This window comes from bacterium (genome assembly GCA_016124905.1).
Classification (GTDB): Bacteria; Pseudomonadota; Alphaproteobacteria; order Rickettsiales; family RI-342; genus RI-342.
This window is the reverse complement of record WGMV01000031.1, coordinates 20,378-45,327: the sequence shown is the minus strand read 5'-3', so window position 1 is coordinate 45,327 and position 24,950 is coordinate 20,378. Positions and strand designations below refer to the sequence as shown.

General features: G+C 59.0%; 27 protein-coding genes. 8 read left to right on the top strand and 19 right to left on the bottom strand.

Features of this window, described 5'->3' with window-relative positions:
- Window positions 1-100: 100 nt before the first annotated feature.
- From lpdA to GC177_08515, 10 genes are all read right to left on the bottom strand, one after another.
- Entirely contained in the window at window positions 101-1,498 is a 1,398-nt protein-coding gene (lpdA, locus tag GC177_08560) for a dihydrolipoyl dehydrogenase (protein MBI1276009.1), read from the bottom strand.
- Between the two features lie 83 nt (window positions 1,499-1,581).
- Window positions 1,582-2,865 carry a pyruvate dehydrogenase complex dihydrolipoamide acetyltransferase gene (locus GC177_08555; protein MBI1276008.1) on the bottom strand — a complete coding sequence of 428 codons (1,284 nt, stop codon included), beginning with the start codon at window positions 2,863-2,865 and terminating at the stop codon, window positions 1,582-1,584.
- A 17-nt stretch (window positions 2,866-2,882) separates the two neighbouring features.
- The gene (locus GC177_08550; GenBank protein MBI1276007.1) at window positions 2,883-3,872 is read right to left on the bottom strand and encodes a pyruvate dehydrogenase complex E1 component subunit beta; all 990 of its coding nucleotides are present in this window, start codon (window positions 3,870-3,872) and stop codon (window positions 2,883-2,885) included.
- A gap of 73 nt (window positions 3,873-3,945) precedes the next feature.
- Entirely contained in the window at window positions 3,946-4,968 is a 1,023-nt protein-coding gene (gene pdhA, locus GC177_08545; GenBank protein ID MBI1276006.1) for a pyruvate dehydrogenase (acetyl-transferring) E1 component subunit alpha, read from the bottom strand.
- Between the two features lie 92 nt (window positions 4,969-5,060).
- Window positions 5,061-6,083 carry a tRNA (adenosine(37)-N6)-threonylcarbamoyltransferase complex transferase subunit TsaD gene (gene tsaD, locus GC177_08540; GenBank protein MBI1276005.1) on the bottom strand — a complete coding sequence of 341 codons (1,023 nt, stop codon included), beginning with the start codon at window positions 6,081-6,083 and terminating at the stop codon, window positions 5,061-5,063.
- Between the two features lie 129 nt (window positions 6,084-6,212).
- Window positions 6,213-6,665, bottom strand: coding sequence for a hypothetical protein (locus GC177_08535; GenBank protein ID MBI1276004.1), 453 nt, complete (start codon window positions 6,663-6,665; stop codon window positions 6,213-6,215).
- Between the two features lie 11 nt (window positions 6,666-6,676).
- Window positions 6,677-8,071 carry a malonyl-CoA decarboxylase gene (locus GC177_08530; GenBank protein ID MBI1276003.1) on the bottom strand — a complete coding sequence of 465 codons (1,395 nt, stop codon included), beginning with the start codon at window positions 8,069-8,071 and terminating at the stop codon, window positions 6,677-6,679.
- Complete coding sequence (gene smpB / locus GC177_08525; GenBank protein MBI1276002.1) at window positions 8,071-8,559, bottom strand: SsrA-binding protein SmpB; 489 nt, start codon at window positions 8,557-8,559, stop codon at window positions 8,071-8,073. Before smpB ends, GC177_08530 begins: the two co-directional genes overlap by 1 nt.
- 7 nt (window positions 8,560-8,566) lie before the next feature.
- Window positions 8,567-9,454: a 4-hydroxy-tetrahydrodipicolinate synthase gene (locus GC177_08520; protein ID MBI1276001.1), complete on the bottom strand. Its 888-nt coding sequence runs from the start codon at window positions 9,452-9,454 to the stop codon at window positions 8,567-8,569.
- Window positions 9,455-9,464: 10 nt separating this feature from the next.
- Window positions 9,465-9,773: a 4a-hydroxytetrahydrobiopterin dehydratase gene (locus tag GC177_08515; GenBank protein MBI1276000.1), complete on the bottom strand. Its 309-nt coding sequence runs from the start codon at window positions 9,771-9,773 to the stop codon at window positions 9,465-9,467.
- Between the two features lie 23 nt (window positions 9,774-9,796).
- Here GC177_08515 and GC177_08510 point away from each other — a divergent pair, with 23 nt between their 5' ends.
- The gene (locus GC177_08510) at window positions 9,797-11,845 is read left to right on the top strand and encodes a transglycosylase SLT domain-containing protein (protein ID MBI1275999.1); all 2,049 of its coding nucleotides are present in this window, start codon (window positions 9,797-9,799) and stop codon (window positions 11,843-11,845) included.
- A 63-nt stretch (window positions 11,846-11,908) separates the two neighbouring features.
- Here the strand turns inward: GC177_08510 and GC177_08505 are convergent, their stop codons facing one another.
- From GC177_08505 to gloB, 6 genes are read right to left on the bottom strand one after another with little or no spacing between them, the layout of a single operon-like run.
- The gene (locus GC177_08505; protein MBI1275998.1) at window positions 11,909-12,106 is read right to left on the bottom strand and encodes a hypothetical protein; all 198 of its coding nucleotides are present in this window, start codon (window positions 12,104-12,106) and stop codon (window positions 11,909-11,911) included.
- A gap of 40 nt (window positions 12,107-12,146) precedes the next feature.
- The gene (locus tag GC177_08500) at window positions 12,147-13,058 is read right to left on the bottom strand and encodes an alpha/beta fold hydrolase (GenBank protein ID MBI1275997.1); all 912 of its coding nucleotides are present in this window, start codon (window positions 13,056-13,058) and stop codon (window positions 12,147-12,149) included.
- Window positions 13,055-14,293, bottom strand: coding sequence for an FAD-dependent oxidoreductase (locus tag GC177_08495; GenBank protein ID MBI1275996.1), 1,239 nt, complete (start codon window positions 14,291-14,293; stop codon window positions 13,055-13,057). The genes GC177_08500 and GC177_08495 overlap by 4 nt, the downstream gene beginning before the upstream one ends.
- Before the next feature lie 30 nt (window positions 14,294-14,323).
- Window positions 14,324-15,121 carry an HAD hydrolase-like protein gene (locus GC177_08490; protein ID MBI1275995.1) on the bottom strand — a complete coding sequence of 266 codons (798 nt, stop codon included), beginning with the start codon at window positions 15,119-15,121 and terminating at the stop codon, window positions 14,324-14,326.
- Window positions 14,965-15,834, bottom strand: a complete 870-nt coding sequence (locus tag GC177_08485) for a D-amino acid aminotransferase (GenBank protein ID MBI1275994.1) — start codon at window positions 15,832-15,834, stop codon at window positions 14,965-14,967. The genes GC177_08490 and GC177_08485 overlap by 157 nt, the downstream gene beginning before the upstream one ends.
- Window positions 15,834-16,667, bottom strand: a complete 834-nt coding sequence (gloB, locus tag GC177_08480; GenBank protein ID MBI1275993.1) for a hydroxyacylglutathione hydrolase — start codon at window positions 16,665-16,667, stop codon at window positions 15,834-15,836. Before gloB ends, GC177_08485 begins: the two co-directional genes overlap by 1 nt.
- Before the next feature lie 33 nt (window positions 16,668-16,700).
- Here gloB and GC177_08475 point away from each other — a divergent pair, with 33 nt between their 5' ends.
- The 5 genes from GC177_08475 (at window position 16,701) to queF (ending at window position 21,239) form a co-directional block, all read left to right on the top strand.
- Window positions 16,701-17,438 carry a methyltransferase domain-containing protein gene (locus tag GC177_08475; GenBank protein ID MBI1275992.1) on the top strand — a complete coding sequence of 246 codons (738 nt, stop codon included), beginning with the start codon at window positions 16,701-16,703 and terminating at the stop codon, window positions 17,436-17,438.
- 1 nt (window position 17,439) lies between these two features.
- On the top strand, window positions 17,440-18,249 hold the full coding sequence (locus GC177_08470; protein MBI1275991.1) for a hypothetical protein: 810 nt from the start codon (window positions 17,440-17,442) through the stop codon (window positions 18,247-18,249).
- A gap of 57 nt (window positions 18,250-18,306) precedes the next feature.
- Window positions 18,307-19,431 carry a histidinol-phosphate transaminase gene (locus GC177_08465; GenBank protein MBI1275990.1) on the top strand — a complete coding sequence of 375 codons (1,125 nt, stop codon included), beginning with the start codon at window positions 18,307-18,309 and terminating at the stop codon, window positions 19,429-19,431.
- A gap of 4 nt (window positions 19,432-19,435) precedes the next feature.
- Window positions 19,436-20,653, top strand: a complete 1,218-nt coding sequence (locus GC177_08460; protein MBI1275989.1) for a prephenate dehydrogenase/arogenate dehydrogenase family protein — start codon at window positions 19,436-19,438, stop codon at window positions 20,651-20,653.
- 130 nt (window positions 20,654-20,783) lie between these two features.
- Window positions 20,784-21,239, top strand: a complete 456-nt coding sequence (queF, locus tag GC177_08455) for an NADPH-dependent 7-cyano-7-deazaguanine reductase QueF (protein ID MBI1275988.1) — start codon at window positions 20,784-20,786, stop codon at window positions 21,237-21,239.
- A gap of 74 nt (window positions 21,240-21,313) precedes the next feature.
- Here the strand turns inward: queF and gshB are convergent, their stop codons facing one another.
- The gene (gene gshB, locus GC177_08450; protein MBI1275987.1) at window positions 21,314-22,243 is read right to left on the bottom strand and encodes a glutathione synthase; all 930 of its coding nucleotides are present in this window, start codon (window positions 22,241-22,243) and stop codon (window positions 21,314-21,316) included.
- 2 nt (window positions 22,244-22,245) lie between these two features.
- A complete protein-coding gene (locus tag GC177_08445) occupies window positions 22,246-22,443 on the bottom strand; it encodes a Flp family type IVb pilin (protein ID MBI1275986.1) in 198 nt (65 codons plus the stop codon).
- A gap of 127 nt (window positions 22,444-22,570) precedes the next feature.
- Here GC177_08445 and GC177_08440 point away from each other — a divergent pair, with 127 nt between their 5' ends.
- Window positions 22,571-23,362 carry a folate-binding protein gene (locus tag GC177_08440; protein MBI1275985.1) on the top strand — a complete coding sequence of 264 codons (792 nt, stop codon included), beginning with the start codon at window positions 22,571-22,573 and terminating at the stop codon, window positions 23,360-23,362.
- Here the strand turns inward: GC177_08440 and GC177_08435 are convergent.
- Entirely contained in the window at window positions 23,325-24,251 is a 927-nt protein-coding gene (locus GC177_08435) for a hypothetical protein (protein ID MBI1275984.1), read from the bottom strand. The genes GC177_08440 and GC177_08435 overlap by 38 nt on opposite strands.
- 60 nt (window positions 24,252-24,311) lie before the next feature.
- Here GC177_08435 and GC177_08430 point away from each other — a divergent pair, with 60 nt between their 5' ends.
- The gene (locus GC177_08430) at window positions 24,312-24,905 is read left to right on the top strand and encodes a YqgE/AlgH family protein (protein MBI1275983.1); all 594 of its coding nucleotides are present in this window, start codon (window positions 24,312-24,314) and stop codon (window positions 24,903-24,905) included.
- Window positions 24,906-24,950: the final 45 nt, after the last annotated feature.

Genomic DNA, 24,950 nt, shown 5'->3' with positions numbered 1-24,950 from the left:
ATTCCAGCTTTCGCTGGAATGACGGCTGTGGGGAGGTGTGGATCCTTCGCTGCGCTCAGGATGACAGGTTGGCTAAGCGCTGGACGCGCTAAGCAACCTGTCACATGTGGATTACCTGGCCGTAGGCATCCAGCACGGATTCGTGCATCATTTCCGACAGGGTTGGATGTGGGAAGATGGTGTGCATGAATTCGGCTTCAGTGGCTTCCAGCGTTTTGCCGAGGACGTAGCCCTGGATGAGTTCGGTGACTTCCGCGCCGATCATGTGGGCGCCGAGGAGTTCGCCGGTCTTGGTATCAAAGATGGTTTTCACCAGGCCTTCGGGCTCACCGAGGGCAATGGCCTTGCCGTTGCCCATAAAGGGGAAGCGGCCTACCTTGATGCTGAAGCCTTTTTCCTTGGCTTTGGCTTCCGTCAGGCCGACGCTTGCGACCTGCGGGTGGCAATAGGTGCAGCCGGGGATGTTTTCGCGTTTCATGGGGTGGACGTGTTTTTTGCCGGCGATTTTCTCGACGCAGATCACGCCTTCGTGGCTGGCTTTGTGGGCGAGCCATGGGGCACCGGCGACGTCGCCGATGGCATAGACACCTTGTTCGGCGGTTTCGAGCCATTCGTTGACGACAATGTTGCCTTTTTCGACCTTTACCTTGGTGTTCTCAAGGCCGATATTCTCGGTGTTGGCGGTGATGCCGACGGCCATGATGACGCGGTCGACGGTGATTTCTTCCGTCTTGCCGCCGGATTCCACGGTGGCGGTGACGTTGTTCGCGCCTTTCTTCAGGGCTTTGACGGTGGCACCGGTCTTGATGACCATGCCTTGTTTCTCGAAGGATTTGCGAGCGAGTTTGGAGATTTCCTCATCCTCCACCAGCATGACGCGGTCCATGACCTCGACCACGGTGACTTCGGCACCCAGGGTGCGGTAGAAGCTGGCGAATTCGATGCCGATGGCGCCGCTGCCGACGACGAGGAGTTTTTTGGGCATGACATCCGGCACCATGGCTTCGCGGTAGCTCCAGACGAGTTTGCCATCGCTTTCCAGCCCAGGCAATTGGCGGGCGCGGGCGCCGGTGGCGATGATGATGTGTTTGGCGGTGACTTCCTCGACCTTTTTGCCGTCCTTGGAGACCTCGATCTTGCCTTTGCCGGCCAGTTTGCCGAAGCCGTCCACCACGGTGACCTTGTTCTTTTTCATCAGGTGGCCGATGCCCTGCGTCAGCTGCTTGGAGACGGCGCGGGAGCGTTCGACGATCTTTTTTAGGTCAAAGCTGACATTCTCCACCTTGATACCGAAGGCATCGCCATGTTTGGCGAGGTGAAGCACCTCGGCGCTGCGCAGCAGGGCTTTGGTGGGGATGCAACCCCAGTTGAGGCAGATGCCGCCCATGTGTTCCTTCTCGATTACCACGGTTTTCAGGCCGAGCTGGGCAGCGCGGATGGCGGCAACGTAACCGCCGGGGCCGCCGCCGATGATGGCAATGTCGCAGGAGATGGGCATGGGTGTCCTCTTGTGTTTAGGCCCCCTCACCCCCACCCCCCCCCCGCAAGCGGGGGGGGGGGGAATAGAGGCCGGTTAATGGGTTAGGCCATCATGGCGAGTGGGTTTTCGAGGTAGCGCTTGAGCGCTTCGAGGAAGACGGCACCGACTGCGCCATCGACCACGCGGTGGTCGGATGAGAGGGTGATGGTGGCGACATGGGCCACGTGCATCTGGCCTTTTTTGGCGACCACACGCTCTTCCGTCGCGCCGACGGCGAGGATGCAGGCCTGTGGCGGGTTGATGATGGCGTTGAATTGCTTGATGCCATACATGCCGAGGTTGGAGATGGAGAAACCGCCGCCTTGGAATTCCTCCGGCTGGAGCTTGCCAGCGCGGGCGCGCTTGATGAGGTCTTTCAGCTCGTTGGAGAGGGTGGAGAGGCTCTTCTGGTCGGCATTGCGGACGATGGGGGTGATGAGGCCGCCATCGATGGCAACGGCTACGGAGACATCCACGTTGTTGAACTGGATGATCTTGTCGCCGCCCCAGGAGGCGTTGGCCTCCGGCACGTCGCGCAGGGCCTGGGCCGTGGCTTTCACGATCATGTCGTTGACGGAGATTTTGTAGGCGGGCTGGGCGTCCTTGTCCTTCAGGCTTGCTTCGGCAGCGGTATTGAGCTGTTTGCGGGCGTTCAGGAGACTATCCATCTCGATATCGACGGAGAGGTAGAAATGCGGGACGTTCTGTTTGGATTCCAGCAGGCGGGAGGCGATGACCTTGCGCATCATGGAAAGCGGGACATCGATGCTTTCGACCGGATTGCGGCCAACGAGGGAGGCGGCAGCGCCCTTGGCGGGTTTGCCGCCCTTAGCGGAGCCGGAGGCAATGGCTTCCTCGACATCGGCCTTGATGATGCGGCCATGTGGGCCCGTGCCCTGGACGTTGCCGAGGCTCACGCCGCCCTGCTCCGCCACACGTTTGGCGAGCGGGCTGGCGAAAACCTTTTCGCCTGATTTGGAGGTAGCAGGCGCAGCAGCCGGAGCGGATGCGGCAGCGGCGGGGGCTGTGTCTTTTTTGGCGGGTGCTGCGGCAGCGGGGCTGTTGCTGTTGGCGGCGTAGCCTTCCAGCGCTTTTTTGTCTTCACCGTCTTCCAGCAGCAGGGCGATGAGGTCGTTCACTTTCACGGCCTGGGCGCCGTCGGGCACCATGATCTTGCCGATGATGCCTTCGTCGACGGCTTCCACTTCCATGGTGGCTTTGTCGGTCTCGATTTCGGCAATGACCTGGCCGGATTTGATCTTGTCGCCTTCTTTCACGAGCCAGCGGGCCAGATTGCCCTCGGTCATGGTGGGGGACAGAGCAGGCATCAGGATTTCAATTGGCATCGTGAATCTCCCAGGATTTACTTATTGCGGTAGCACGCCTTGCGGACGGCTTCGATGATCTGTGGTGCTTTCGGCAGGGCCAGGGCTTCCAGGTTGGCGGCGTAGGGCAGCGGGATGTCGAGGCCGGCCACGCGGGTGACGGGAGCGTCGAGGTAATCGAACGCGTGTTCCATCATCACGGCGGCGAGTTCGGCGCCGATGCCGCTTTGGGCCCAGCCTTCTTCCACCGTCACCAGGCGGCTGGTCTTTTTGACGGATTCGATGACGGTTTCGGTATCCAGCGGGCGGATGGTGCGAAGGTCGATGACTTCCACGGAGATGCCGTCTTCTTTCTCCAGCACCTCGGCTGCCTGAAGGGCATGGCCAACGCCGATGGAGAAGGTGGCGATGGTAACATCCTTGCCTTCGCGGCGGATGCGGGCTTTGCCGATTTCGACGATGTGGTTGTCGTTTTCGGGTACCTCGAAACTCTGGCCGTAGAGAATCTCATTCTCGAGGAAGACAACCGGGTTTGGGTCACGGATGGCGGCTTTTAGCAGGCCTTTGGCGTCATCAGCGGAATAAGGAGCGAGAACTTTCAGGCCCGGCACATGGGCATACCAGCTGGCGTAGCACTGGGAGTGCTGCGCTCCCACGCGGGAGGCCGCGCCGTTGGGGCCGCGGAAGACGATGGGGCATTTCACCTGACCGCCGGACATGTAGAGCGTTTTGGCAGCGGAATTGATGATGTGGTCGATGGCCTGCATGGCGAAGTTGAAGGTCATGAACTCCACCACGGGCTTGAGGCCCATGAAAGCCGCGCCGACGCCGAGGCCCGCAAAGCCGTATTCGGTGATGGGGGTGTCGATGACGCGTTTGGCGCCGAATTCTTCCAGCAACCCTTGAGTCACTTTGTAAGCGCCCTGGTATTCGGCCACTTCCTCGCCCATGACGAAGATTTTGTTATCCTGGCGCATTTCCTCGGCCATGGCATCGCGCAGCGCTTCACGTACGGTTTGAACGGGCATGTTTGGTAGACTCCTTTAAGAGGCCCCCTCACCCTACCCCTCTCCCACTAGGGGAGAGGGAGCAAGGCAGGTGTTAGTTCGATAGGTACACATCGGTCCAGAGTTCGGATGCATCCGGCTCTGGCGCGGTTTTGGAAAATTCGGCGGCGTCGTTGACCTGTTTCTTGATGTCCTTATCAAGCGCGGTCAGCTGGTCCTCAGTGGCGAAACCGTTATCCATGAGCAGTTTTTTTACGTGCTCGATGGGGTCGTGCTTTTCTTTCATCGTTTCCACTTCGTCCTTGGTGCGGTATTTCGCGGGGTCGGACATGGAGTGGCCGCGGTAGCGGTAGGTTTTCATCTCAAGGATGACGGGGCCCTCACCTTTGCGGCATTTATCGGCGGCTTCTTTTACGGCGGCTTTGACGGCCAGCACGTCCATGCCGTCCACCTCTTTGCCTTCAATGCCGAAGCCCGCGCCGCGGTTGTAGAGCGCGGTGCCGGAGGCGGCGCGTTTGACGGCGGTGCCCATGGCGTAGCCGTTATTCTCGATGACGAAGATGACAGGGAGTTTCCAGAGGGCAGCCATGTTGAAGGCCTCATACACCTGGCCCTGGTTGGCACCGCCATCGCCGATGAAGGCCATGGTGACGTGGTCGTTCTCTTCATATTTGTGAGCGAAGGCCATGCCGACGCCAAGGGGGATCTGCGCGCCGACGATGCCGTGGCCGCCGAAGAAATTCTCGGGCACGTTGAACATGTGCATGGAGCCGCCCTTGCCCTTGGAGCAGCCGGTGGAGCGGCCGGTGAGTTCGGACATTACGGATTCCGGCGTCATGCCCCACATGAGACAATGGCCGTGGTCGCGGTAGCCGGTGATGCAGCCATCGCCCTTTTTGGTGGCGGCGCGGGCGCCGACAACCACGGCTTCCTGGCCGATATAAAGGTGGCAGAAGCCGCCGATCAGGCCCATGCCGTAGAGCTGGCCCGCTTTTTCCTCGAAACGGCGAATAAGGAGCATGTCCTTGTAATATTGAAGCAATTCTTCCGCGTTCAATTTAGAATTATGCCCTTGTTTGCCCATGTTCTGTTGCTCTGCCGCCATTGCTTTTGCCATGTATAGCCTCCGTTGAAGCGGAACCTTTGTAATCAATTCCTTAGAGGGTGCAAGGAAAAGTGGTTTGTGCAGCGCAGCAATTTGAGGCATTGCTAGGCTTGCATCAGGTCCGATAGGGGCCAGCGGGCGCGGGGTGTCAGCATGAGATCATCATGCCTGCCGGCCTTGTAATTCTGAAGGCCTGCCCAGGCGATCATGGCGGCATTGTCGGTACAGAGTTTCAATGGCGGCGCGGCGAGCTGCCACCCCAGCGCATCGCACTCCTGCAATAGGCGCATGCGGAGATACTGGTTGGCGGCAACCCCACCCGCGATGACGAGTTTGGAGATGCCATCGGTCTGTTCGGCGGCGTAACGGAAGCGCTGGGCGAGGCTTTCGCCGACGGTGTATTGGAAGGAGGCGCAGAGATCTGTGCAGTCTTTATCCGACAGTGGTTTACCTTGGTTCAGTTCCAGCGCCAGATTGCGCACGGCGGTTTTCAGGCCGGAGAAGGACATGTCGCAGCCCTTGCGGCCTTCCAGCGGCATGGGGAGCTTGAAGCGTTTGGGGTTGCCGGTTTGTGCGGCTTTTTCCACCGAGGGGCCACCGGGATATGGCAGGCCGAGCATCTTGGCACATTTGTCGAAGGCCTCGCCCACGGCATCGTCGAGTGTTTGGCCGAGCAGGCGGTATCGACCTATGCCGGTGACCTCCAGCCACTGACAATGACCGCCGGAGACGAGCAGCAGCAGGTATGGCGGTTCAAGGCCGTCCGACAGGCCGACGGTGAGCGCGTGGCCTTCCAGATGATTGACGCCGATAAGGGGTTTGTTCAGGCAGGCGGCAAGGGTTTTGGCCGTCATGACGCCGACAATGAGGCCGCCGATCAGGCCAGGGCCGGAGGTGACGGCGATGGCGTCGATCTCGTTCCAGGTGAGGTTGGCTTCGGCCAGACTGTCGGCGATCATGCCGTCGAGCCGATCCAGATGCGCGCGGGAGGCGAGCTCGGGCACCACGCCGCCATAGGCTTCGTGCTCCTGCTGGGACCAGAGCTGCTGGGCAAGGATTTCGCGTTCGTCGTTTACAATGGCAACGGCGGTTTCATCGCAACTGGTTTCAATGCCCAGAACCTTCATAGCGCCTAGCGAAGTGTTTCGGTTGGTGTTGCTTCTGACCATAGCGCTATCATTTATGTGTCGTTGCTCTGCGCGTTGCGCAACCGCTTCATGTGTCTTCGCTCTGCGCGTTGCGCAACCGCTACCGGCTTATTTCCATTCATGGTAAAGGTTGAGCTGTTTTTCTTTCAGCCACATCCACACCACACCGGCAGAAGCCGGGTCTTTCTCGTTAACCTTCTCAAAACAAAGCCACTCGCCCACCAGGGGAAGGCCGGGATATTTTTCAAGAAAATAGCCAAAGGGGCGGCGCATGTCGGCACAGGGCTTCAGGCCATCCTGATCCAATGGTTTGGCAGGGCCTTCCGCAATAAAAGAAATCCACAGGTCCTTCTTCACCCAGGATTCACCGCCGCCTTTCAGTTCCTTCACGCCTTCGGGGCGGATGCCGAAACGCTCTTTCAGAATCTGCTCGGCATCGATTTTGTCGGCATTTTTTGCCATGGCGGAAATGGACAGGCCGCCGCCGATCAGGATGAGGGCCAGCATGGCCATCAAGGCATAGCTGGTGGATTTCACCAGTAGATAAAGCACGCGACGCATCTGTCTCTCCCTTATTTCTTCAGATAGGTTTTCACCTGGCGGGATGCCGTGACCTTTTGTTTCTCAAAATAGGCCTCGTGGCAATCGTCAATCTCGTCCAGGTCGTAATAATAATTCACCATGATGCCCGCAGCCTGCTTAAAGCCCTTGGCGGAGACATCCGCCAGGCAGTTGATGCGTTCCAGCCGCGCGCCGTTGCTGAGGTGGAAATGGGCGACGGGATCCAGCGCGTAGCCTTTTTTGTTTTTGGCTTCGCACAAGTAATAGGCGCAAAGGGAAGTGAGCGCCTGTTGCAGCCATTCCTCCTGCCCTTTTTCGCGCTGGCCAGGTTCAGCCAGCATGGCTTGCAGGGTTTTCCAGGCATCCTTGCCAAGGCGGCGAAGGGCAGCGGGGGCGAGGATATCCTCCGGCTTGGGTTTGGGGGCGTCAGAAGCCAGCCATGCCATGAAGCCGGGCACGGGTGAGAGCGTAACAAAATGCTTGAGGTTCTTGAACTCGCTGGAGAGCTTGGCCACCACCCGCTTGATGAGAAAATTACCGAAGCTGATGCCGTTCAAACCCTTTTGCGTGTTGGAGATGGAGTAGAACACCGCCGTATCCGCCTCTTTGGGATTGCCGACGGGTTTGGACTCATCCAGCAATGTCTGCACATTGTCGGGGATGCCCTTTTCCAGCGCCACTTCGATGAAGATGAGCGGTTCATCGGGCATTTTGTGATGGAAGAAGGCAAAGCAGCGACGGTCGGAATCCAATCGGTTTTTCAGGTCCGCCCAGGATTCGATTTTATGGACGGCTTCGTATTCGATCAGTTTTTCAAGGATGGCGGCAGGTGAGCGCCAGTCGATCTGCACCATGTCGAGCAGGTCGACATCGAACCAGGAAGCGAGCAGGAGCTTGAGCTCCGTTTCCAGGCTTTTGCACTGGGGGCTTTCCTTGGTGAGCGGCACCAGGTCGTTGCGGAGGTCGACAAGGAACTTCATGCCGTTGGGCAGGCCGCTGAACTGACGGAGAATGCGGATGCGGCCGGAGATGAGCATCTCGCGCAGGCTGGTTTCCAGCTCGGCACGGGTGGCATCCTCGGTGGCGTCCAGGTAGCGTTTGCACCATTCTGAGACCTTGGCGTGGGGCACGTCAAAACGCTCTGCCAACAGGGTAAGAAAGCGCGTTCTGCCCTTGTCGGACAGGCGCAGGTACATCTCGCCCAGCTCGATGGTGCGGGCGCGGGAGGCCACCTCGCCGCCTTTGCCATCCAGGCAGCTGGCCATGAGTTTGACGATGCGTTCGGCATCGTCGCGCTTGAGATCAGGCGTGAGGGTGCCGAACATGGCATAGCGTGCCGAGGAAGCGGCATTCTGCCAGGCACGGAGCATGCCGATCACGGTTTTGTTTTTGAGTGCAGCCACCATCACCATTTATCCTTCATGATGCGTTGCTGGTCACGCTTCCACTCACGGTCCTTGATGCTGTCGCGCTTCTCGTGAAGTTGCTTGCCTTTGGCGACCCCGAGCAGGCATTTGGCCAGCCCCTTGTCGTTGAAATAAATCTTCAGCGGCACCAGGGTCATTCCTTTGGTGTTGCTGAAGCCTTGTAATTTATTCAGCTGTTTTTTGCTGACCAGCAGTTTGCGGTTGCGCTTGGGCTCGTGATTGTAGCGGTTGCCGCCCTCCCACTCCGCAATGGTGCTGTTGAAAAGCCAGAGCTCACCTTTGAACTCACCGGCATAGGATTCCTGAATATTGCACTGGCCGCGGCGGAGGGATTTAACCTCCGACCCGGTAAGGACCATGCCTGCCTCGATGGTTTCGAGCACGTCATACTCAAAGCGGGCCTTGCGGTTTTCCGACACCTGCCCGTGGCTGATATAACGGTTCGTTGGTTTGCTCTCTTTGGACATTTTCTTCTTATTCGATGATGCCGGCCTTTTTCATGGCCTCGTCCATCGCGCGGCGGGTGGCATCGCCGGGCGGGACGAGCGGCAGGCGCAGGTTCATGCCGCAGAAGCCGAGCTTATGGGCGGCGTATTTCACTGGACCTGGGTTGGTCTCTAAGAACATGGCCTGATGTAAAGGAGCAAGCTGATCCTGAATGGCGAGGCAGGCATTGATGTCGCCTTCAAACCAGGCGGCTTGCAGCGCGGCGCAGAGTTTGGGCGCCACATTGGAAGTAACCGAGATAACACCACGGCCGCCCTGGGCGTTGAAGGCCAGCGCGGTCATGTCCTCACCGGAAAGCTGGACGAATTCCGCCCCCACCAGCATGCGGAGCGTGCTGACGCGCGCCAGGTCGCCGGTGGCGTCCTTGAGCGCCACGATGCGCGGAAGCTCGGCCAGGCGGGCGATGAGCCCGTCGCTCATGTTGAGTACGGCGCGGCCGGGGATGTTATAGAGAATGAGCGGGATGTCGGTGGCATCGTGGATGGCCTTGAAGTGCTGGTACAGCCCCTCCTCGCTCGGCTTGTTATAATAAGGCGTGACCAGCATGGCGGCATCCACACCCGCATTCTGTGCGATCTGCGTGCGTTTGATGGCCTTGCCCGTGTGGTTGGAGCCGGTGCCGGCGATGACCTGCTGGCCGTGTTTTTTCTTATGGGCGACATCCACAGCACAGCGGATGAGCCAGAGTTGCTCCTCGGCATCCAGCGTGGGGGATTCCCCCGTGGTGCCGCAGGGCACCACCCCCTGAATGCCGGAATTGAACTGCCATTCGACGAATTTCTCGAAGCTGGCATGGTCCAGCGAGCCGTCGGATTTGAACGGGGTGATGAGTGCGGTGTAGACGCCTTGAAACATGATCCGGTCCCTATCTGCTCAGTTTTTCGATGGCCGTGGCCACGGTGATGTCTTTTTCGGTGATGCTGTTGCCCGCATCGTGCGTTTGCAGGGCGATTTCGCAATAGCCCCAGCCCAGTTTGGCATCCGGATGGTGCTGATGCTTCTCGGCAATATAGGATACCTGAAGCATGAAACCCATGGCCTCACGAAAATTTTTAAACGCGTAGCGTTTGTGCAGCACCTCCCCCTTGCCATCGGTATTGGGCGCACGCTGCCAGCCCGGCAGCGTGGCAAGACCGGCATCGATATCGGAAGCATTAAGCGCAGGGCTGCTCATGACAAAACCTGTTTTTCCTACGGATGGTTGGTTGCGAAAGCATGCTCCACCAGATATGGTGCAGGTCCGATTTCACAATGGTACGTATCTTGTCCAATATCGTCAGGTTGCAGCGCATGGCAAGCTTTTCCTCCCTGTGGAGGCTGCTGGCACTGATCATGATCATCCTGCTTTCCGCCGGGGCGGATGTTGCGCGCGCATCGGACGCAACGGTGATGAAGCAGTTTCTGGATGCCGCGCGGGCGAACCGATGGAGCGATGCGGCAGGCATCGCCCGCAGGCAAAGCGGCTATGTGAAGGAATTCATGTATTGGTATTACGTGCGCGACAGCAAGAGCGGCGCGCCGTTTGACGCGATCACCGAATTTCTTGGCAAAGACCCGGACTGGCCGGACCGCGATATGATCATCACCCGGGGCGAGCAGGCGCTGATGGGCAGCCATCCGCTGGAGACGCGCCTGAAATGGTTTGCCCATAACCCACCCAAAACGGCGCATGGCAAGATGCTGTACGCGCAGAGCCTGCTGGAGCAGAAAGGCGGCAAGGCGCGCGAGGCGCAGGACCTCATCCGCGAGGCGTGGCGTAGCGGGGAGCTGGACAGCAGCGACCAGAAACAGTTTTACAGTGAGTTCGGCAATATGCTGACCACGCAGGACCATATCGCCGCCGTGGACGGGCTGCTGTGGAACGACCGTTTCGACCAGGCGCAACGGCTGATGGAGATGGTGCCGGAAGAATATCAACGGCTGTTTACCGCGCGCATCAAACTGACGCAGGGCGGCGGGGGGCTGGAAACGGCCGTGCGCCGCGTGCCGCCCAAATTGCTGAACGACCCGGGCTTTCTCTATGCCCGCCTGGTGTGGCGCGACAAGCGCGGGATGGAAGAAGGCGTGAATGAATTGCTACGCATGGCCCCGACCAAGGTGCCCAAGCCGGAATTATGGTGGAAAATACGAAAAACGGCCATCTGGAACAAGATCGAGGAACGGCGGTATCAGGAGGCTTATGCCCTGCTGCGCAACCATGGGCAGGTGGACGGCGCCAGCCAGGCGGAAGCCGAGTGGTTCGCCGGGTGGCTGCAATATGCTTACCTGCGCAACCCGGGCGAGGCGTATAAGCATTTCTATAAAATCTACGACAAGGTGCAGTATCCGGTGAGCCTCTCTCGTGGGGCTTATTGGGCGGCACGGGCGGCGCAGAAGCATGGCAGCCTGGATATCGCCACGCGCTGGTACCAGGTGGCGGCGCAATATCCTTCCACCTTCTACGGGCAGATGGCGCTGGCGGCGCTTTCGCCCAACGCCACCAACAACCTACCGCCGCCCGCGCGGATTTCCAACGAGGATTACGACCGCTTCCGTAAGCGCCCGGTGGCGCGCGCGGCGCTGGTACTGATGGATGCGGACGAAGTGGTGCTGACCAAGCGATTCATGGATTACCTGATCGACAACGCCCGTTCGCCCGCCGAGCGCAGCCTGGCCGCCCAGCTTTCCACTGAAATGACGCCGCAGATGCAGGTGAAGGCCAGCAAGCAGGCCTTGCAAAATGGCAGTATTCTGCCGGAGCTGGGTTATCCCATCCCACCCATGCCCAAGCAGGTGTCGGGCGAGCGGGCGCTGGCGCTGGCCATCATGCGGCAGGAAAGCGAATTCAACAGCCGTGCGCTCAGCGGCGCAGATGCACGGGGGCTGATGCAGCTTTTGCCCTCCACCGCTGCCCATGAAGCCAAAAAGATGGGTATCGGCTTCAACAAAGACCGGCTGTATGAGCCGGAATACAATATCATGGTCGGCTCCTATTTCCTCAACCACCTGGTGGAGAATTACGGCGGATCTTACATCCTGGCCATTGCCGCCTATAATGCCGGGCCGGGCCGCGTGAGCCGCTGGCTGAAAGAATTCGGCGACCCGCGCAAGGGGGAGATCGAACCGCTGCTGTGGATTGAGCGGATTCCCATCACGGAAACGCGCAATTATGTGCACCGGGTGATGGAGAACCTCATCATGTATCGCCACCGGCTGAACAAGTACCGGCCGCTGCCGGTGACGCTGCCGCAGGATTTGGAGCGGTAATTCTCAATAAACAGGCTATTGCCTTGCCGGTGCTAATCCGCCGGGCTGGCGATACGGCCATTATCAATAATAATAGCGATTGCTCTGGTCGTTGGTGGGGTCCATCAGCAGCATGTATTCCGTGTCGTTATCGCGCACGGTGGCGTTGTTATATTGCTGCGCGGGGACATATTGCGGAGGGTGGTATTTGTATTTCTGCGGCCTGTCCATGCAGGCGACGAGAACCAGGCATAGGGCACAGGCTAACAGGTGGCCACGCATGTTCATCCTCCGGTTTTTGCAGGATGACAGGATAGGCGTTTTATGCCGATTGTCCAGTTTCATGGACGAAGTTTTTAATAGCCTGCAGGCTGCCGGCATCCCACAGGCTGGGAGCATGCCCCGCCCCCGGCACGGTGTGCGTGCGGGTGACGGCGCCGGGACGGGCCGTTTTCATGATTTCTATGGTGCCAGGGAGCAGCAGGTCGGAATATTCCCCGTGTATGATGAGCACCGGACAGGTCAGCTGGTTATAAAATGCCGTGAGATCAATCGGCGTGCCGGCCTCCATGCCGCTGAACGCCTGCTTGAAGCAATCGGCAATGGCCAGATCATAGGCCAGGCTGTAGCGGGAGCCATCCGACAAAGGAGCCGGAAGCCCGGTGATGGAATGGCGGAGGAAATGTTCCGTGGCTTGTTCGTCCGGCAGGGCCCAGGTGGCGAGGTTGAGCCGCACGACGCGCTCGGCCTGTTCGCGTGTCTGGTGAAAATGCCCTTCCCCCACATAGGTGTTGATGCGTTTCAGCCCGCCGTAATCCACCTGGCTGCCGACATCATTGAGGATAAGCCATTGGAGTTTTTCTTTCACTACGGGGCCCAGCGCCATGCCGATCATCCCCCCCATGGAGGTACCGAGAATGCCGAATGAGGGATTGCCCAGCTTTGCCAGCCATGGCAGCATGAGGCCGACATAGAGCGGCAGCTGATAGTCTTCTCCATGCGGAAGGTTGGGGCTTTCGCCACGGCCTGGCATGTCCGGGCAGAGAGCGTAATACCCCATGTCAGCCAGCATCCGGGCGGGGCGGTCGAAATCCCGGCCGTTTCGCGTAAGGCCGTGCAGGCAGAAGACGAGCGGCCCGGATGAATCGCCCCATGCGGTGACGTGGATGGGAATGCGCTCGCCTTCGCGCGTGGGATGGTTGAACAGTTCCGTGAAAAAAACAGGCTCCATCATGCCCTCATCCGGTTCCAGGCGGGAGGAACAGGTTTGCCTTCCATCAGGTCGGCCAGCCAGGCGGCGCTGCCGGCAGCCATGGTCCAGCCGAGCGAGCCATGGCCGATATTGACAAAGAGCCCCCGCTGGTTGCTGACATGGCCAATGAGCGGCAGGCCCGACGGCGTAGCGGGACGGTAACCTGTCCAGGGAATTGAAGCCATGCTCCTCAGATGCGGAAAGGTGCGTTCCGTCCAGGCACGGAGCATGTCGTAGCGGTGATTCTGCCAATTCTGGCTGATGCGCCCCAGATCGCCCATGCCGGCCACACGCAGGTGGTTGCCAAGGCGCGAAGCGACGATTTTGGCCTGATTGTCCGTGATGGAAGCCTGCGGCAGAAGGCCCGCATCCACGTTGCTGTACGTGACGCTGTAACCGGCGAGCGGGTGAACCGGGTACTGCACGCCAAGCGGCTTGAGCAGCATGTTGGTGGCATTGCCGGTGGCCAGCACACAGGCGTTGGTTTCGATCACCTCCCCCCCCAGGTTGGCGCGCCAGCCCTGGCCGAATTCATGAAGCGCGTGCATGGGACTGTTGAAGCGCAGCTCGCAGCCGGGCTGGCGACTCAGCCAGTCGGCCAGGCCAAGGCACCAGCTGTGGGCATCGCCCACTTCGTCCTGCGCGAAAAAGATAGCGGACTGGAAGCTGCTCTGGGATAGGCTGGCCTCCACATTCAGCACAGCCTGGCGCTCAAGCTGCTGCATGGGGCAACTGAGTTTGCGAAGCGGCTCGAGCTGCTTCCATGCTTTTTCAGCGGCCTGAGGGGAATCGTATAAATGAAGTGTGCCGCACTGGCGGTGCGCCATCTCGATGCCGAGCGACTGCTGCATGCGGTGCAGCGCCGTGCGGCTGGCATGGGTAAGCGCATAAATGGCCTCCATGTCGTCCTTTTGGCTCCATGGAGAAAAGCATAGCCCGGCGAAATGCATGGCCCAGCGCCATTCGTCGGGGTTGAGGCTCGGGTGCCAGCGGATAGGCGCATCCATACCCCTGAAGGCCTTGATGAGATAAGGAATGACGCGCGGGTTGGCCCATGGCTCGGCGTGGCTGTAGCTCAACTGGCCGCCATTGGCGTAACTGGTAACGGAAGCGGGGGTGGGCTGCTGGTCCACCAGCGTGACGCGGTGACCACGCAGCACCAGCTCGGCGGCACTGGTCAGCCCGATCACTCCCGCGCCGATAATCAGTACATGCATGGTCCCTACCCCGTCCCTCTATCGCTTATGTTACGCGTTCAGCCAGGCCAGCATGGACTGGTGGTTCGGCGCATGCCACTCACCCGGCTGCAATTCCACCCGGCCGCCATCGTAATGGAAATGATCGCCATAAAACACTGGAATGCAACCGGTATTTCGCGCGCATTCCACGTCCACGATGCTGTCGCCGACGAACCAGGTCGGCGTCTCGGCGGTGATGTTCAGGCGCTCGCGGATGCCGTCCACGGGGATATGAGAGGGCTTGTCGGCACTGTAATCGCTGGAGCCGACGATGGCGGCGAAATAATCGTTCCAGCCGAGGTGGGTGCATTCCAGCCGGAGGATCTCGCCCGTTTTGTTGCTGAGAATGGCCGCAAGGATGCCTTTGGCCTTCAGCGCGTCCAGCACGGCTTTGGCGCCATCCAGCGGCTGAAGGTTGTTGATGTGGAGCTGGCGAAAATAGCCGCGATAGACCTCGCCGGCCTCTTTCCAATCATCGCCGAACAGTACCGGAAAGGCATCGCGCATGGAGTGGCGGATGCGGTTTTTCACGTCCTCGATGCTCCAGGTTGGCATGCCCCATTTTTCCAGCGTCATGTTCATGGCGCGGTGGATGATGGGCCAGCTGTCGACCAGGGTGTTGTCCCAGTCAAAAATTACGCATTGGGGTTTTAAAGGATGGGGCATGCTTCGCCTGTGATGTTGAGGATGTGATGATGGTAATGATTGAGCAGCTGTTTGCTGACGGGCCCGATACCGTCGGAGATTTTTTTGCCGTCGATGCTGGTAACGGGCAGCACATGGGCGCTGGTGGAGGTGATGAAGCATTCCTTCGCGTTCATGACCTCCTCTTTGCTAATCATACGCTCTTCCACCTTAATACCGAGCTCGGCGGCGAATTTCAGCACGTGGATGCGCGTGACACCCGGCAGAATGTGGTGGTTGCGCGGCGGGGTGGCGATGATGCCCTTGTCGGTGACGATGAAGATGTTGCTGGAGGAGCTTTCACGCAGGTTGTTTTTTTCGTCGAAGATAAACACATCTTTTGCGCCCTGTTGGGCGGCTTCGTATTTCATGAGGATGTTACCGAGCAGGGAGACGGTTTTGATGTCGCAGCGGCCCCAGCGGATGTCGGGCGCGGTGGTGACCTTGATGCCCTGGCGGTAGGTTTCCGCCGTCGGCGTGCGGCGCGGCAGAATGTGGGCGATCACGATGGGCTTCATGGGCCTGATCTCGTGGTTGCGCATGCCCGCGCCCCGGTTGACCTGAAGGTAGATGAGGCCGTGGCGGCGGACGTTTTTGCGCACCAATTCGTTCAGCATATGGAGCATGGCCTTGCGTGACATGGGCATGGGCATGTGCATTTCGCCGAGGGAACGCTCCAGACGGTCCATATGCTCTTCGGCATCGAGGATGTGGAGGTTGAAATATTCCATCACCTCGTAGATGCCGTCGGCGAATTGCAGGCCGCGATCCTCGATCGGGGTGACGGCTTCGGCATGGGGCTGGTAGCGGCGCTCGGCATAGGCAACGCGTGACATCAGAAATGATCCTTACGGGTTCGCAGTTCGATAAAAACATCCAGATCGCTGGCATCGGAGCCAAGCCCGAGCGTGCGGCGCATGACGGGCAGATAGGTGCGCAGGAAGGGATTGATGGCATTCTCGAAACCGACCGAGCTCGGGTAGGTGCAGAGTTTGCGCGATTGCAGGATGCGCACCGTCTCTGCGTGGGATTGCAGCACGTCGTTATCGGGCTCGATGGTGAGGGCGAATTCGATGTTTTTCATCGTGTATTCATGCCCGGCATAGATGAGCACCTGCTCAGGCAGGGAGGAAAGGCGCAGCAGGCTGTGAAAGAGCTGGGCCATGGTGCCTTCCAGCGTGCGGCCGCAGCCGACGGAAAAGAGCGTGTCCCCGGTGAAGATCAGGTTGTCGTTCGGGAGATAATAGGCAATGGCGCCCTGCGTGTGGCCTGGAATGTGCATGACCTCGACCCGGTGGCCGTGCCAGTGAAAAGCCTCATTGTCATGAAATGCCATGGTGACGCAGGGGATGCGTTGTTTGTCCGTATCGGAGGCGATGACCTCGCAGGCGGTTTCCACATGGATGGCCTCCACCCCGCCGATATGGTCGCCATGGTGGTGGGTGCACCAGATGGCGTCCAGCGCCACGCCTTTTTCACGCAGGACGTTCAGCACGGGTTCGCCCTCGGACGGATCGATCAGCACGGCATGGCCGTCTTCCGCCAGGAGGTAGGCGTAATTATCCTTGAGCAGCGGTATCGGCGTGACGGTGAGGCCCATAATGGGCTTCCTTATCCCCCATCGCGTGTTCATGCGCAATGAGGGATTGGATGGGAGGAGGAAAAGCATTATAGGTTTTGCAGTTCAACCGAAAGGCACAGGATGTTCTGGCCCGACAGCCTTATTTGCCAGGGATTTTACAGTTCCGACCTGGGGCTGCTGGTCAAGCGCGCGTTGCGGCAGCATGCACGGCAGAAGCTTTGCGCCCAACCCGGAGATCAGTTGATTGCCATCGGCCATTGCCAGCCGGTGCTGGGTGCATTGGCGCAGTCCGAAACGGCCTGGCTTTGCATCCCCGGCGGGCAGGGCGGCGTGCGCTGGCCGGAAAACCTCCAAAGTCAGGGTGGCACCAACCGCAGCGTAGTGGCGGATGAGTTCGACCTGCCCTTCCCCGACCAGAGCGCCGATTGCCTGCTGCTGATGCATGTGCTGGAACATACGGCCGCGCCACAGCCCATGCTGGCGGAATGCTGGCGCGTGTTGAAACCCGGCGGGCGGCTGCTGGCACTGGTGCCCAACCGCATGGGGCTGTGGGCGCAGGCGGATGAGACGCCGTTCGGCTATGGCCGCCCTTACAGCCGCCGCCAGTTGCAGCGGCTGCTGCATGATGCGCAGTTCAGCGTGGAGCGTATTGACACAGCCCTCCACTTCCCGCCCAGTCAACGGCGGCTTTTGCTGAAAATGGCGCTCGGGCTTGAGAATATCGGCAATAAGGGTTTCAGCCTGATGCCCGGCCTGCTGGTGGCGCAGGGAGTGAAAACAGTGTTTGCCACACAGGCGCGGCCCGTTTATTCAAAACGCAGCAAAATCCTTGGAACAGCACAAGCCGCCACCGCCTGATATGAACATATACCGTGACGCCATTCAACCGCTGCGCGACCAGATCGACGCCATCGACCGCGAGCTGGTGCAACTGCTGAAAAAACGCAGCCAGGTGGTGCAGCAGGTGGGGCATGTGAAGCAATCCTTCCACCCCACCGCCTGCTACATCCGCCCCGCGCGGGAAGCGAACATGACGGAAGCCGCCATGGGCTGGGATGCGGCGCCCTTCCCCAAGGCCTATATGGCGCTGATATGGCGCAACATCATCAACGGATCCCTGAATATCGAGCAGCCCATCAATGCCAGCGCCCCGGTGCGAAACGGCGCGCGGGATTATGTGTGGCTGGCGCGGGAATATTTCGGCGCGGTGACACAGGTGCAGGAGCGTGGCGAAAGCGGGGATGTGCTGGCCGATATCGCCGCCGGGCGTGCGATGGTGGGCGCCTTGCCCATGCCCGGTGAGGGGCCGGCCAATGCGGATGACTGGTGGGTTCAGCTTACCCGGCACCCGAAGCTCAGGGTGTTTGCCACCGCGCCGCTGTTTGAAAGCCCGGGGCTGCCCCGCGCGCTGCTGGTGGCGGATGTGGAGCCGGAAGCCAGCGGCAGGGATGCCAGCCTGGTGGTGAGTCAGTCGGCTGGACCAGTGATACTGGAGGGGGCGGAAAAGCTTGCCTCTATTCAAAAAGACGGCCGATGGTACGGGCTTTGGCGAATGGAGCATTTCCTGACGCCCGAGGCCTTCGATGCCCTCAAGACGAAACAAGCCCAAACGGGCATGGACATCTGGTTCATTGGCAGCTATGCCTTGCCGCAGACCATCGCCAAATAGCTGTTTCCCTCATTTTCAGCATTTTGCCTTCATAACAATAACATTGTGGTTACCTCGATGAAAACCAAAGCCAAACAGAGTGATACTTTCCCCTCCACCCCGCAGCCGCGCGCCATGATCATGGATATTTCGCCCTATCAGCAGGGCAAGGCAAAAGTGGCCGGCCAGGGCGCGGTGATCAAGCTTTCCTCCAACGAATCCAACCTCGGCCCATCGCCCAAAGTATATGACGTGCTGCGCAAGGCCGAGCGCGAGCTGCACCGTTACCCTGAAGGCAGCGCCCAGCTGCTGCGCGAGGCGATTGCCGAGGTGCACAAGCTGCCAGCCGGGCAAATTGTGTGCGGCAACGGCTCGGACGAGCTGATCGGCCTGCTGATTCAGGCCTATTGTGACCCGGGCGACGAGATGATTTACAGCCAGTACGGCTTTTTGATGTATCGTATTTATGCCAAGGCATTTGGCGTGAAGGCCGTGGCCGCGCCGGAGAAGAACCTGAAGACCGACGTGGATGCCGTGCTTGGCTGCGTGACGGACAAGACCAAGGTAGTGTTCATCGCCAACCCGAACAACCCGACCGGCAGCTACATCTCCCAGCGTGAAGTGGCGCGGTTGCGCAAAAAGCTGCCGCCGCATGTGCTGCTGGTGCTCGACAACGCCTATAGCGAATATGTGGAGCGTGAGGATTATACCGATGGGCACGAGCTGGTGGCCGAGGGTGAAAACACGGTCGTGCTGCATACGTTTTCCAAAATCTATGCTCTGCCGCTGATCCGTGTGGGCTGGGCCTATGCGCCGGAGCCGGTGGCCGATGTGCTGAACCGCATCCGCTCGCCCTTCAACGTCAACGGGCTGGCCAATGTGGCGGGCGCGGTAGCGATGCGCGACCAGGACCATATCCGCGAGGCGCGCGCCTGGAACAGCCGCTGCCTAAAGGAGCTGCCGCCGCAGTTCGAGGAAATCGGCATCAAGGTGCACCCGAGCGTGACGAATTTTCTGCTGCTGGAATTCCCGGATAAAAAAGGCAAACGCGCGGAAGATGCCAACAAGTTTTTGCTCTCCAAGGGTATCATCCTGCGCGATACGGTGGCCTATGGGTTGCCGAACTGCCTGCGCATGACGATTGGTCTGGGGGTTGAGAACAGCGTGGCGATCGATTCGCTGGCGACCTTCATGAAGCTGTAGCCTTATGGCGAAACTGGCGGAGATGCATGTCGGGATTGTGGGGACCGGGCAACTGGGAACCTCGCTCGGCATGGCATTGGCCGACAGCGATATCGTAGCGCGGCGCATCGCCTATGATGCCAATGAGCAGGCATTGACACAGGCCATGATCCTGGGCGTGGCGCACGAGGCGGCGAAAACGCCGCAGCAGCTGATCGAGGCCAGCAACCTGATTGTGCTGTGCTGCCCGCTTGGAGCAACGCAAGACTGGTTCAAGCTCGTCGAAGCTTATGCCAAAGAGCCGGTGCTGGTGACGGATATCGGGTCTTCCAAAATGGCGCTGGTGCAGGCCGCGGCGAAGTTAATGCCAAGCCACCGTTATGTGCCCGGCCACCCGATTGCAGGGGATGACCGCACCGGGCCGCAGCACGCGAATGCGCAGTTTTTCCGCAACCGCAAAACATACCTGACACCGACGGACATGCATGTGGCGAGCGTGAACACCGTGGTGCAATTGTGGCAGGAACTGGGCGCAAAAGTAGAGACACTCGACCCCGTGCGGCATGACATGATTTTCGCCAGCAGCTCCCACCTGCCCCATTTGCTGGCGTTTGCCTATCTGGCGCTGCTGGTGGAAAGCCGCACGCCGCCGGGCAAGGATGTGGACAGCATCTTCCGCCAGTTCATGCGGTTGAACGGCGCGGGCGCGGCCACCTGGGCGGATGTGTTCCATTTCAACCATGTGGCGCTGCAGGATGCGTGGCTGCGTTTCAAGCGAAGCTGGCAGCAGGATATCTCCCCGGTGCTGGAAGGGGGGGATGCGAGCAGGATACCGGCCATTCATCACTGGCGGATGGAAGCGCGGCGCATGCTGCGGCCGGTGCAGTGGCTGCCCACCCATTTGCACGATCCCTATCTGCCGCCGATTTACCGCGCCCTGCCCGTGGCGATTGCCTACAGCCTAGTGGACGGCACGATGCGTGCGGAGGATATATTGAACGAATCGCTTTACGCCCATGTGGGCGAAGGGTTCATGAGTTTTTCCACACCATCCGTCACGCCGGTGCAGGATGTGCTGGAGCTGATGGTGAACACGCCCATACGCGCGTTGATGGACCGCTATATGGTGATTGCCGAGGAGATGCTTGATACGGCCGAATCGCTTGAGGCGATCCATAAGCGGCTTGCGGAACTGGCGGTGGCGCGGCAGAATCTGGTTTCCACTATCCATTATAAGGACTAACGAATGTTAGTCCTTATACCCTTGCTGGCTCGCGACGCTCGCTTTCACGCGCCAATAAGGCGCGGGGCGCTTGCACCCAGTCGCTGCGCTCCCTTATAATGTTAGGCTTGATATACAGAGGAGATGTCGCATGAGCCGGTATGACGGACTTGAGCAGCTTGGCAATAAAACGCCCATGCCCGCCTCCCCCGATGAGGCCGTGCTGGAGGTGGTGAGCAACCCGCACCCCGGCAAGCATTACAATGTGCGCTTCAGTTGCCCGGAATTTACCTCGCTTTGCCCGATCACCGGCCAGCCGGATTTTGCGCATCTGGTGATCGATTATGTGCCGGACGGGCATCTGGTGGAGAGCAAATCACTGAAGCTTTATCTTGCCTCCTTCCGCAATCATGGGGATTTTCATGAGGCCTGCACGGTGGGCATTGCGGAAAAGATCGTCGCCGCCACCAAGCCACGCTGGCTGCGCATCGGCGGATACTGGTATCCGCGTGGGGGGATTCCGATTGATGTATTTTACCAGACGGGTAAGCCACCCGAGGGCGTGTGGATTCCGGAGCAGGAAGTGGCGAATTATCGGGGGCGGTGATTTAAAGTCAGCGTGTGCGTTACGTTCGGTTGGATTCCAGCTTTCGCTGGAATGACGTCTTAAAGAAACCGCTGTTATAGAGATGCTTCCACCTTATCCCAGAAACTGACGGCGAGATCCTGCCCGGTGAGTTTTTTCACCTGGGCGATGCCGAGGGGGGATGTGATGTTGATTTCGGTAAGGTAGTCGCCGATGACGTCGATGCCGGCGAAGAAGATGCCGTGATTTTTCAGCCAGGGTTTCAGGCTTTCGCAGATTTCGTGGTCGCGTTTGGATAATGTGTAATTGGCAAGGCTGCCGCCGGCCATGAGGTTGGCGCGGTGGGCGTCCGTCTGGGGAACGCGGTGGAACGCACCGATGACCTCGCCATCCATCAGCAGGATGCGGGCATCGCCTTTTTTGACTTCAGGAATGAAACGCTGCGCAATGCAGGGAACGTTATAGCGTGACAGCATCAGTTCCACGGCGGGAATGAGGTTGCTGTCGCCCTTTTTAAAATAAAGCACGGCCTCGCCGCCAAAGGCGTAGAGCGGTTTGATGATGATTTCGCCATGCTGCTGCAGGAACAACTGAAACTCGGCAGGGTCGCTGCCGATCAGCGTTTCCGGCACCAGATCGGGGAAGAGCATGGGCGCGATTTTTTCGGGAAATTCGATCAATGCCGCGGGGGGATTGATGAATTTCACCTTGCCGTCCAACAGCCGCCACAGGTGCGCATTGGTCAGGTAGCCCATGTCATAGGGCGGGTCCTGACGGATGAGCACCACATCCAGCGCATCGCCCTTTATGCCGTTGACCGGCTTTTCGACAAAACCATCATCACGCCACTCAACATGACTGGCATGGCTGATGGTGATGTCGCCCTTGTGGCGATGCACCGTATGCGGCAGAAACTGAACGCAGCGGTGTCCGCGTTTCGCAGCCTCTTTAGCCAGCGCGTAACTGGTGCTCTTGGAGCCGTCGGCCTGCGCCAACGGCTCCATTTGCAACCCAATTCGCAACATGCTTATTGGCAGCCGACTGCGCCGGAGGATTTTTGACCCGTTCCGAGCGCGCAGGCGATGTAATTGAACACGTTGTACAATTCATCACCCAGATAGTTCAACGCCACGATGGCGGCCACGCTGATGAGCGCGGCGATCAGGCCGTATTCGATGGCGGTGGCGCCGGATTCGTCACGGATGAATTTTTTAATCAGAGTCATAGCATTAGGCTCCCTCAGTGGATTTTCACGACTATACGTGGCCAAATCTTAAAAAATCATTTAAACGTCTAGATGTTGGCATTTTTTTCTGACATCCGCCCCACAATTGGTAGTCGTAATTTTCGGTATGGATTACTCTGGCACACGCGCGCTTGCGAATGTAAAAGGCAAGGATTCACAAGGGTTTTTACAAGGATTGCTGAGCATCGACGTGGATGCGCTGCATCATGCGCCCGGCTATGCCTTGTTGCTGACGCCCCAGGGAAAATTTTTGCATGGTTTTTTTATTTTTCACGGGGATAACGGCTTCGTGATCGATGCGGACACGCGTTTCGCGCCCGCCTTATGGCGGTTGCTTTCCATGTACCGGTTGCGGGCGGAGGTGGAGATTACCCCCCTGGAGGATATGCGCGTGATTCGCACGGATGATGCCACGGGAAAACTCGCCTTTCACGATCCGCGTCACGATGCGCTGGGCCTGCGCTGCTACGAACAGAAGGGGGCCTTACTCCCCGCTTCCATTGCCGAAGATGCGTGGCAACGCAGACGGCTTGAGCTCGCCATACCCGAAGCCTATGACGACATGATGCAGGACAAGGCCCTGCCCATGGAATTCCGTATGGACCGCCTGCATGCCATCGATTTTCGTAAAGGCTGTTATGTCGGGCAGGAAGTGACGGCGCGAAGCAAGCACCGTGCCACACTGCACAAACAGATTTATGCCGTGACGCTAGAAGCGGCGGTGCCAAACGGCACCGAAATTCATAAAGACGGCAAGCTTATCGGCACGATGTTTTCCAACGATGGCGCCCATGGCATCGCCATGTTGCGCACGGAACATGCCACCACGGGTAATAGGCTGGAATGTGGCGAAACGGTGGTTACGGTTTCACCGCAGCCGGGCTGGATGACGGAGTAGGTTCGCCTGCTTTTGGTTCGTCGCTCGCCGGAGTGACGTCATATTCCGCCGATTCGGTAGGCGTTATGATGGTGACATGCAGGGTTGATGGAACCGGCGCATGCTTGATTTGACGCTCCACCGCGATGCGGAAGCGCGTCCCGCCTTCATGCGGGCTGGCCCCGGGCGGATTGAAACGATAGGCGCCCGCGCCTTCCACAATCACATCCGCCTTATCCAGCGGCTGTTTGGAGATGACATCCAGCTCGATGAATTCCACCGCGTCGCGCTTGACCCATTTTACATCCCGGATAGTGAAGCTCTTTGAGTCTCGCTGAGGAATGGTTTTTAGCGCCGATGCCAGGGCGGACACGGCTTCCTTGTCTTCCGTTTTTACGATATCGGCCTTAACCTGCAGCGGGATGACGAGGTTGACCGGCACGCAGATATTCTCGCATACCATGAATGACAGGTTCAGCTCATCCTCACTGGTTTTCCCCGGGGTTTTCCATTCCGCGCGAAAGGGAATGGCGATGTTGCCGCTGTAGATGAAGCTTTGCATGTTGGTTTCCATCACCCGCTCCGGGGCCGGCCACATCAGCTCAACTTCGCCCAGGGCCGGTTTGTTGATGTCGCTGGAAACCGTGAGCGGCAGCCCGGCATCGCCTGCGTAGCGCCAGTAAGTCTTCCAGCCTTTATCCAGCTCGTGCTGAACCACGCCATCCAGGTAGGTTTTGCCGTTTACCTGCTCGCTTTTGGCAATCAGCACACGTGTGCGGCCATGCAGGTGGGCTTGCCAGGGAGTAGAAAACGCCAGCGCAGCCGAACTGAACGAGGTTGCGATAAAAACAGCGAATAAACCGAACGCAATCACCGTGGAAACGTTCACGAAAAGCGGTTTTGTGCGCATGCGTGTTGTCCATCATGTTATTATCCGTTATCGTTTACCGCAACCTAGCGAGTTTCGCCAATGGATAAGTTCAAAAACATCCGCGAGAAGAAAAAAACGGGGCGATACCTGGAGGGGCAGCTGCTGATCGCCACGCCGCAGCTGACCGGCTCCTGCTTTGAAAAATCCGTTATTTATATTTGCGCCCATAATGATGAGGGCGCGATGGGCATCATCATCAATCAGCCCATGGAAGCGCTGAAAAGCAAGGATGTGTTCTCCCAGCTCAATATTCACCTGAGCAAGCAGGCCAACGAGGTGAAGGTCTATTTCGGCGGGCCGGTGGAATCCGCCCGCGGGTTTGTGCTGCACAGCGCGGATTATACGCTGAACGACACGCTGATGCTTGGCGATGACATGGCGCTTACCTGCACCATCGAAATCCTCAAGGATATTGCCGCGGGCCGGGGGCCCAAGGACGCCATGCTGGCGCTCGGCTATGCCGGATGGGGCGCAGGCCAGCTGGAAAGCGAGCTGGAGACCAACAGCTGGCTGGTTTCACCGGTGACGCATGAGCTGGTGTTCCTCACCACGGATGATGAAAAATGGCAGACGGCCGCCGCTTTGGGCGGGGTGGACATCTTTAAGCTCTCCGGCGATGTCGGGCATGCTTAAGCGTTTGTGAATCATCACAAAACCATCATATTGCCGTGGTAATGC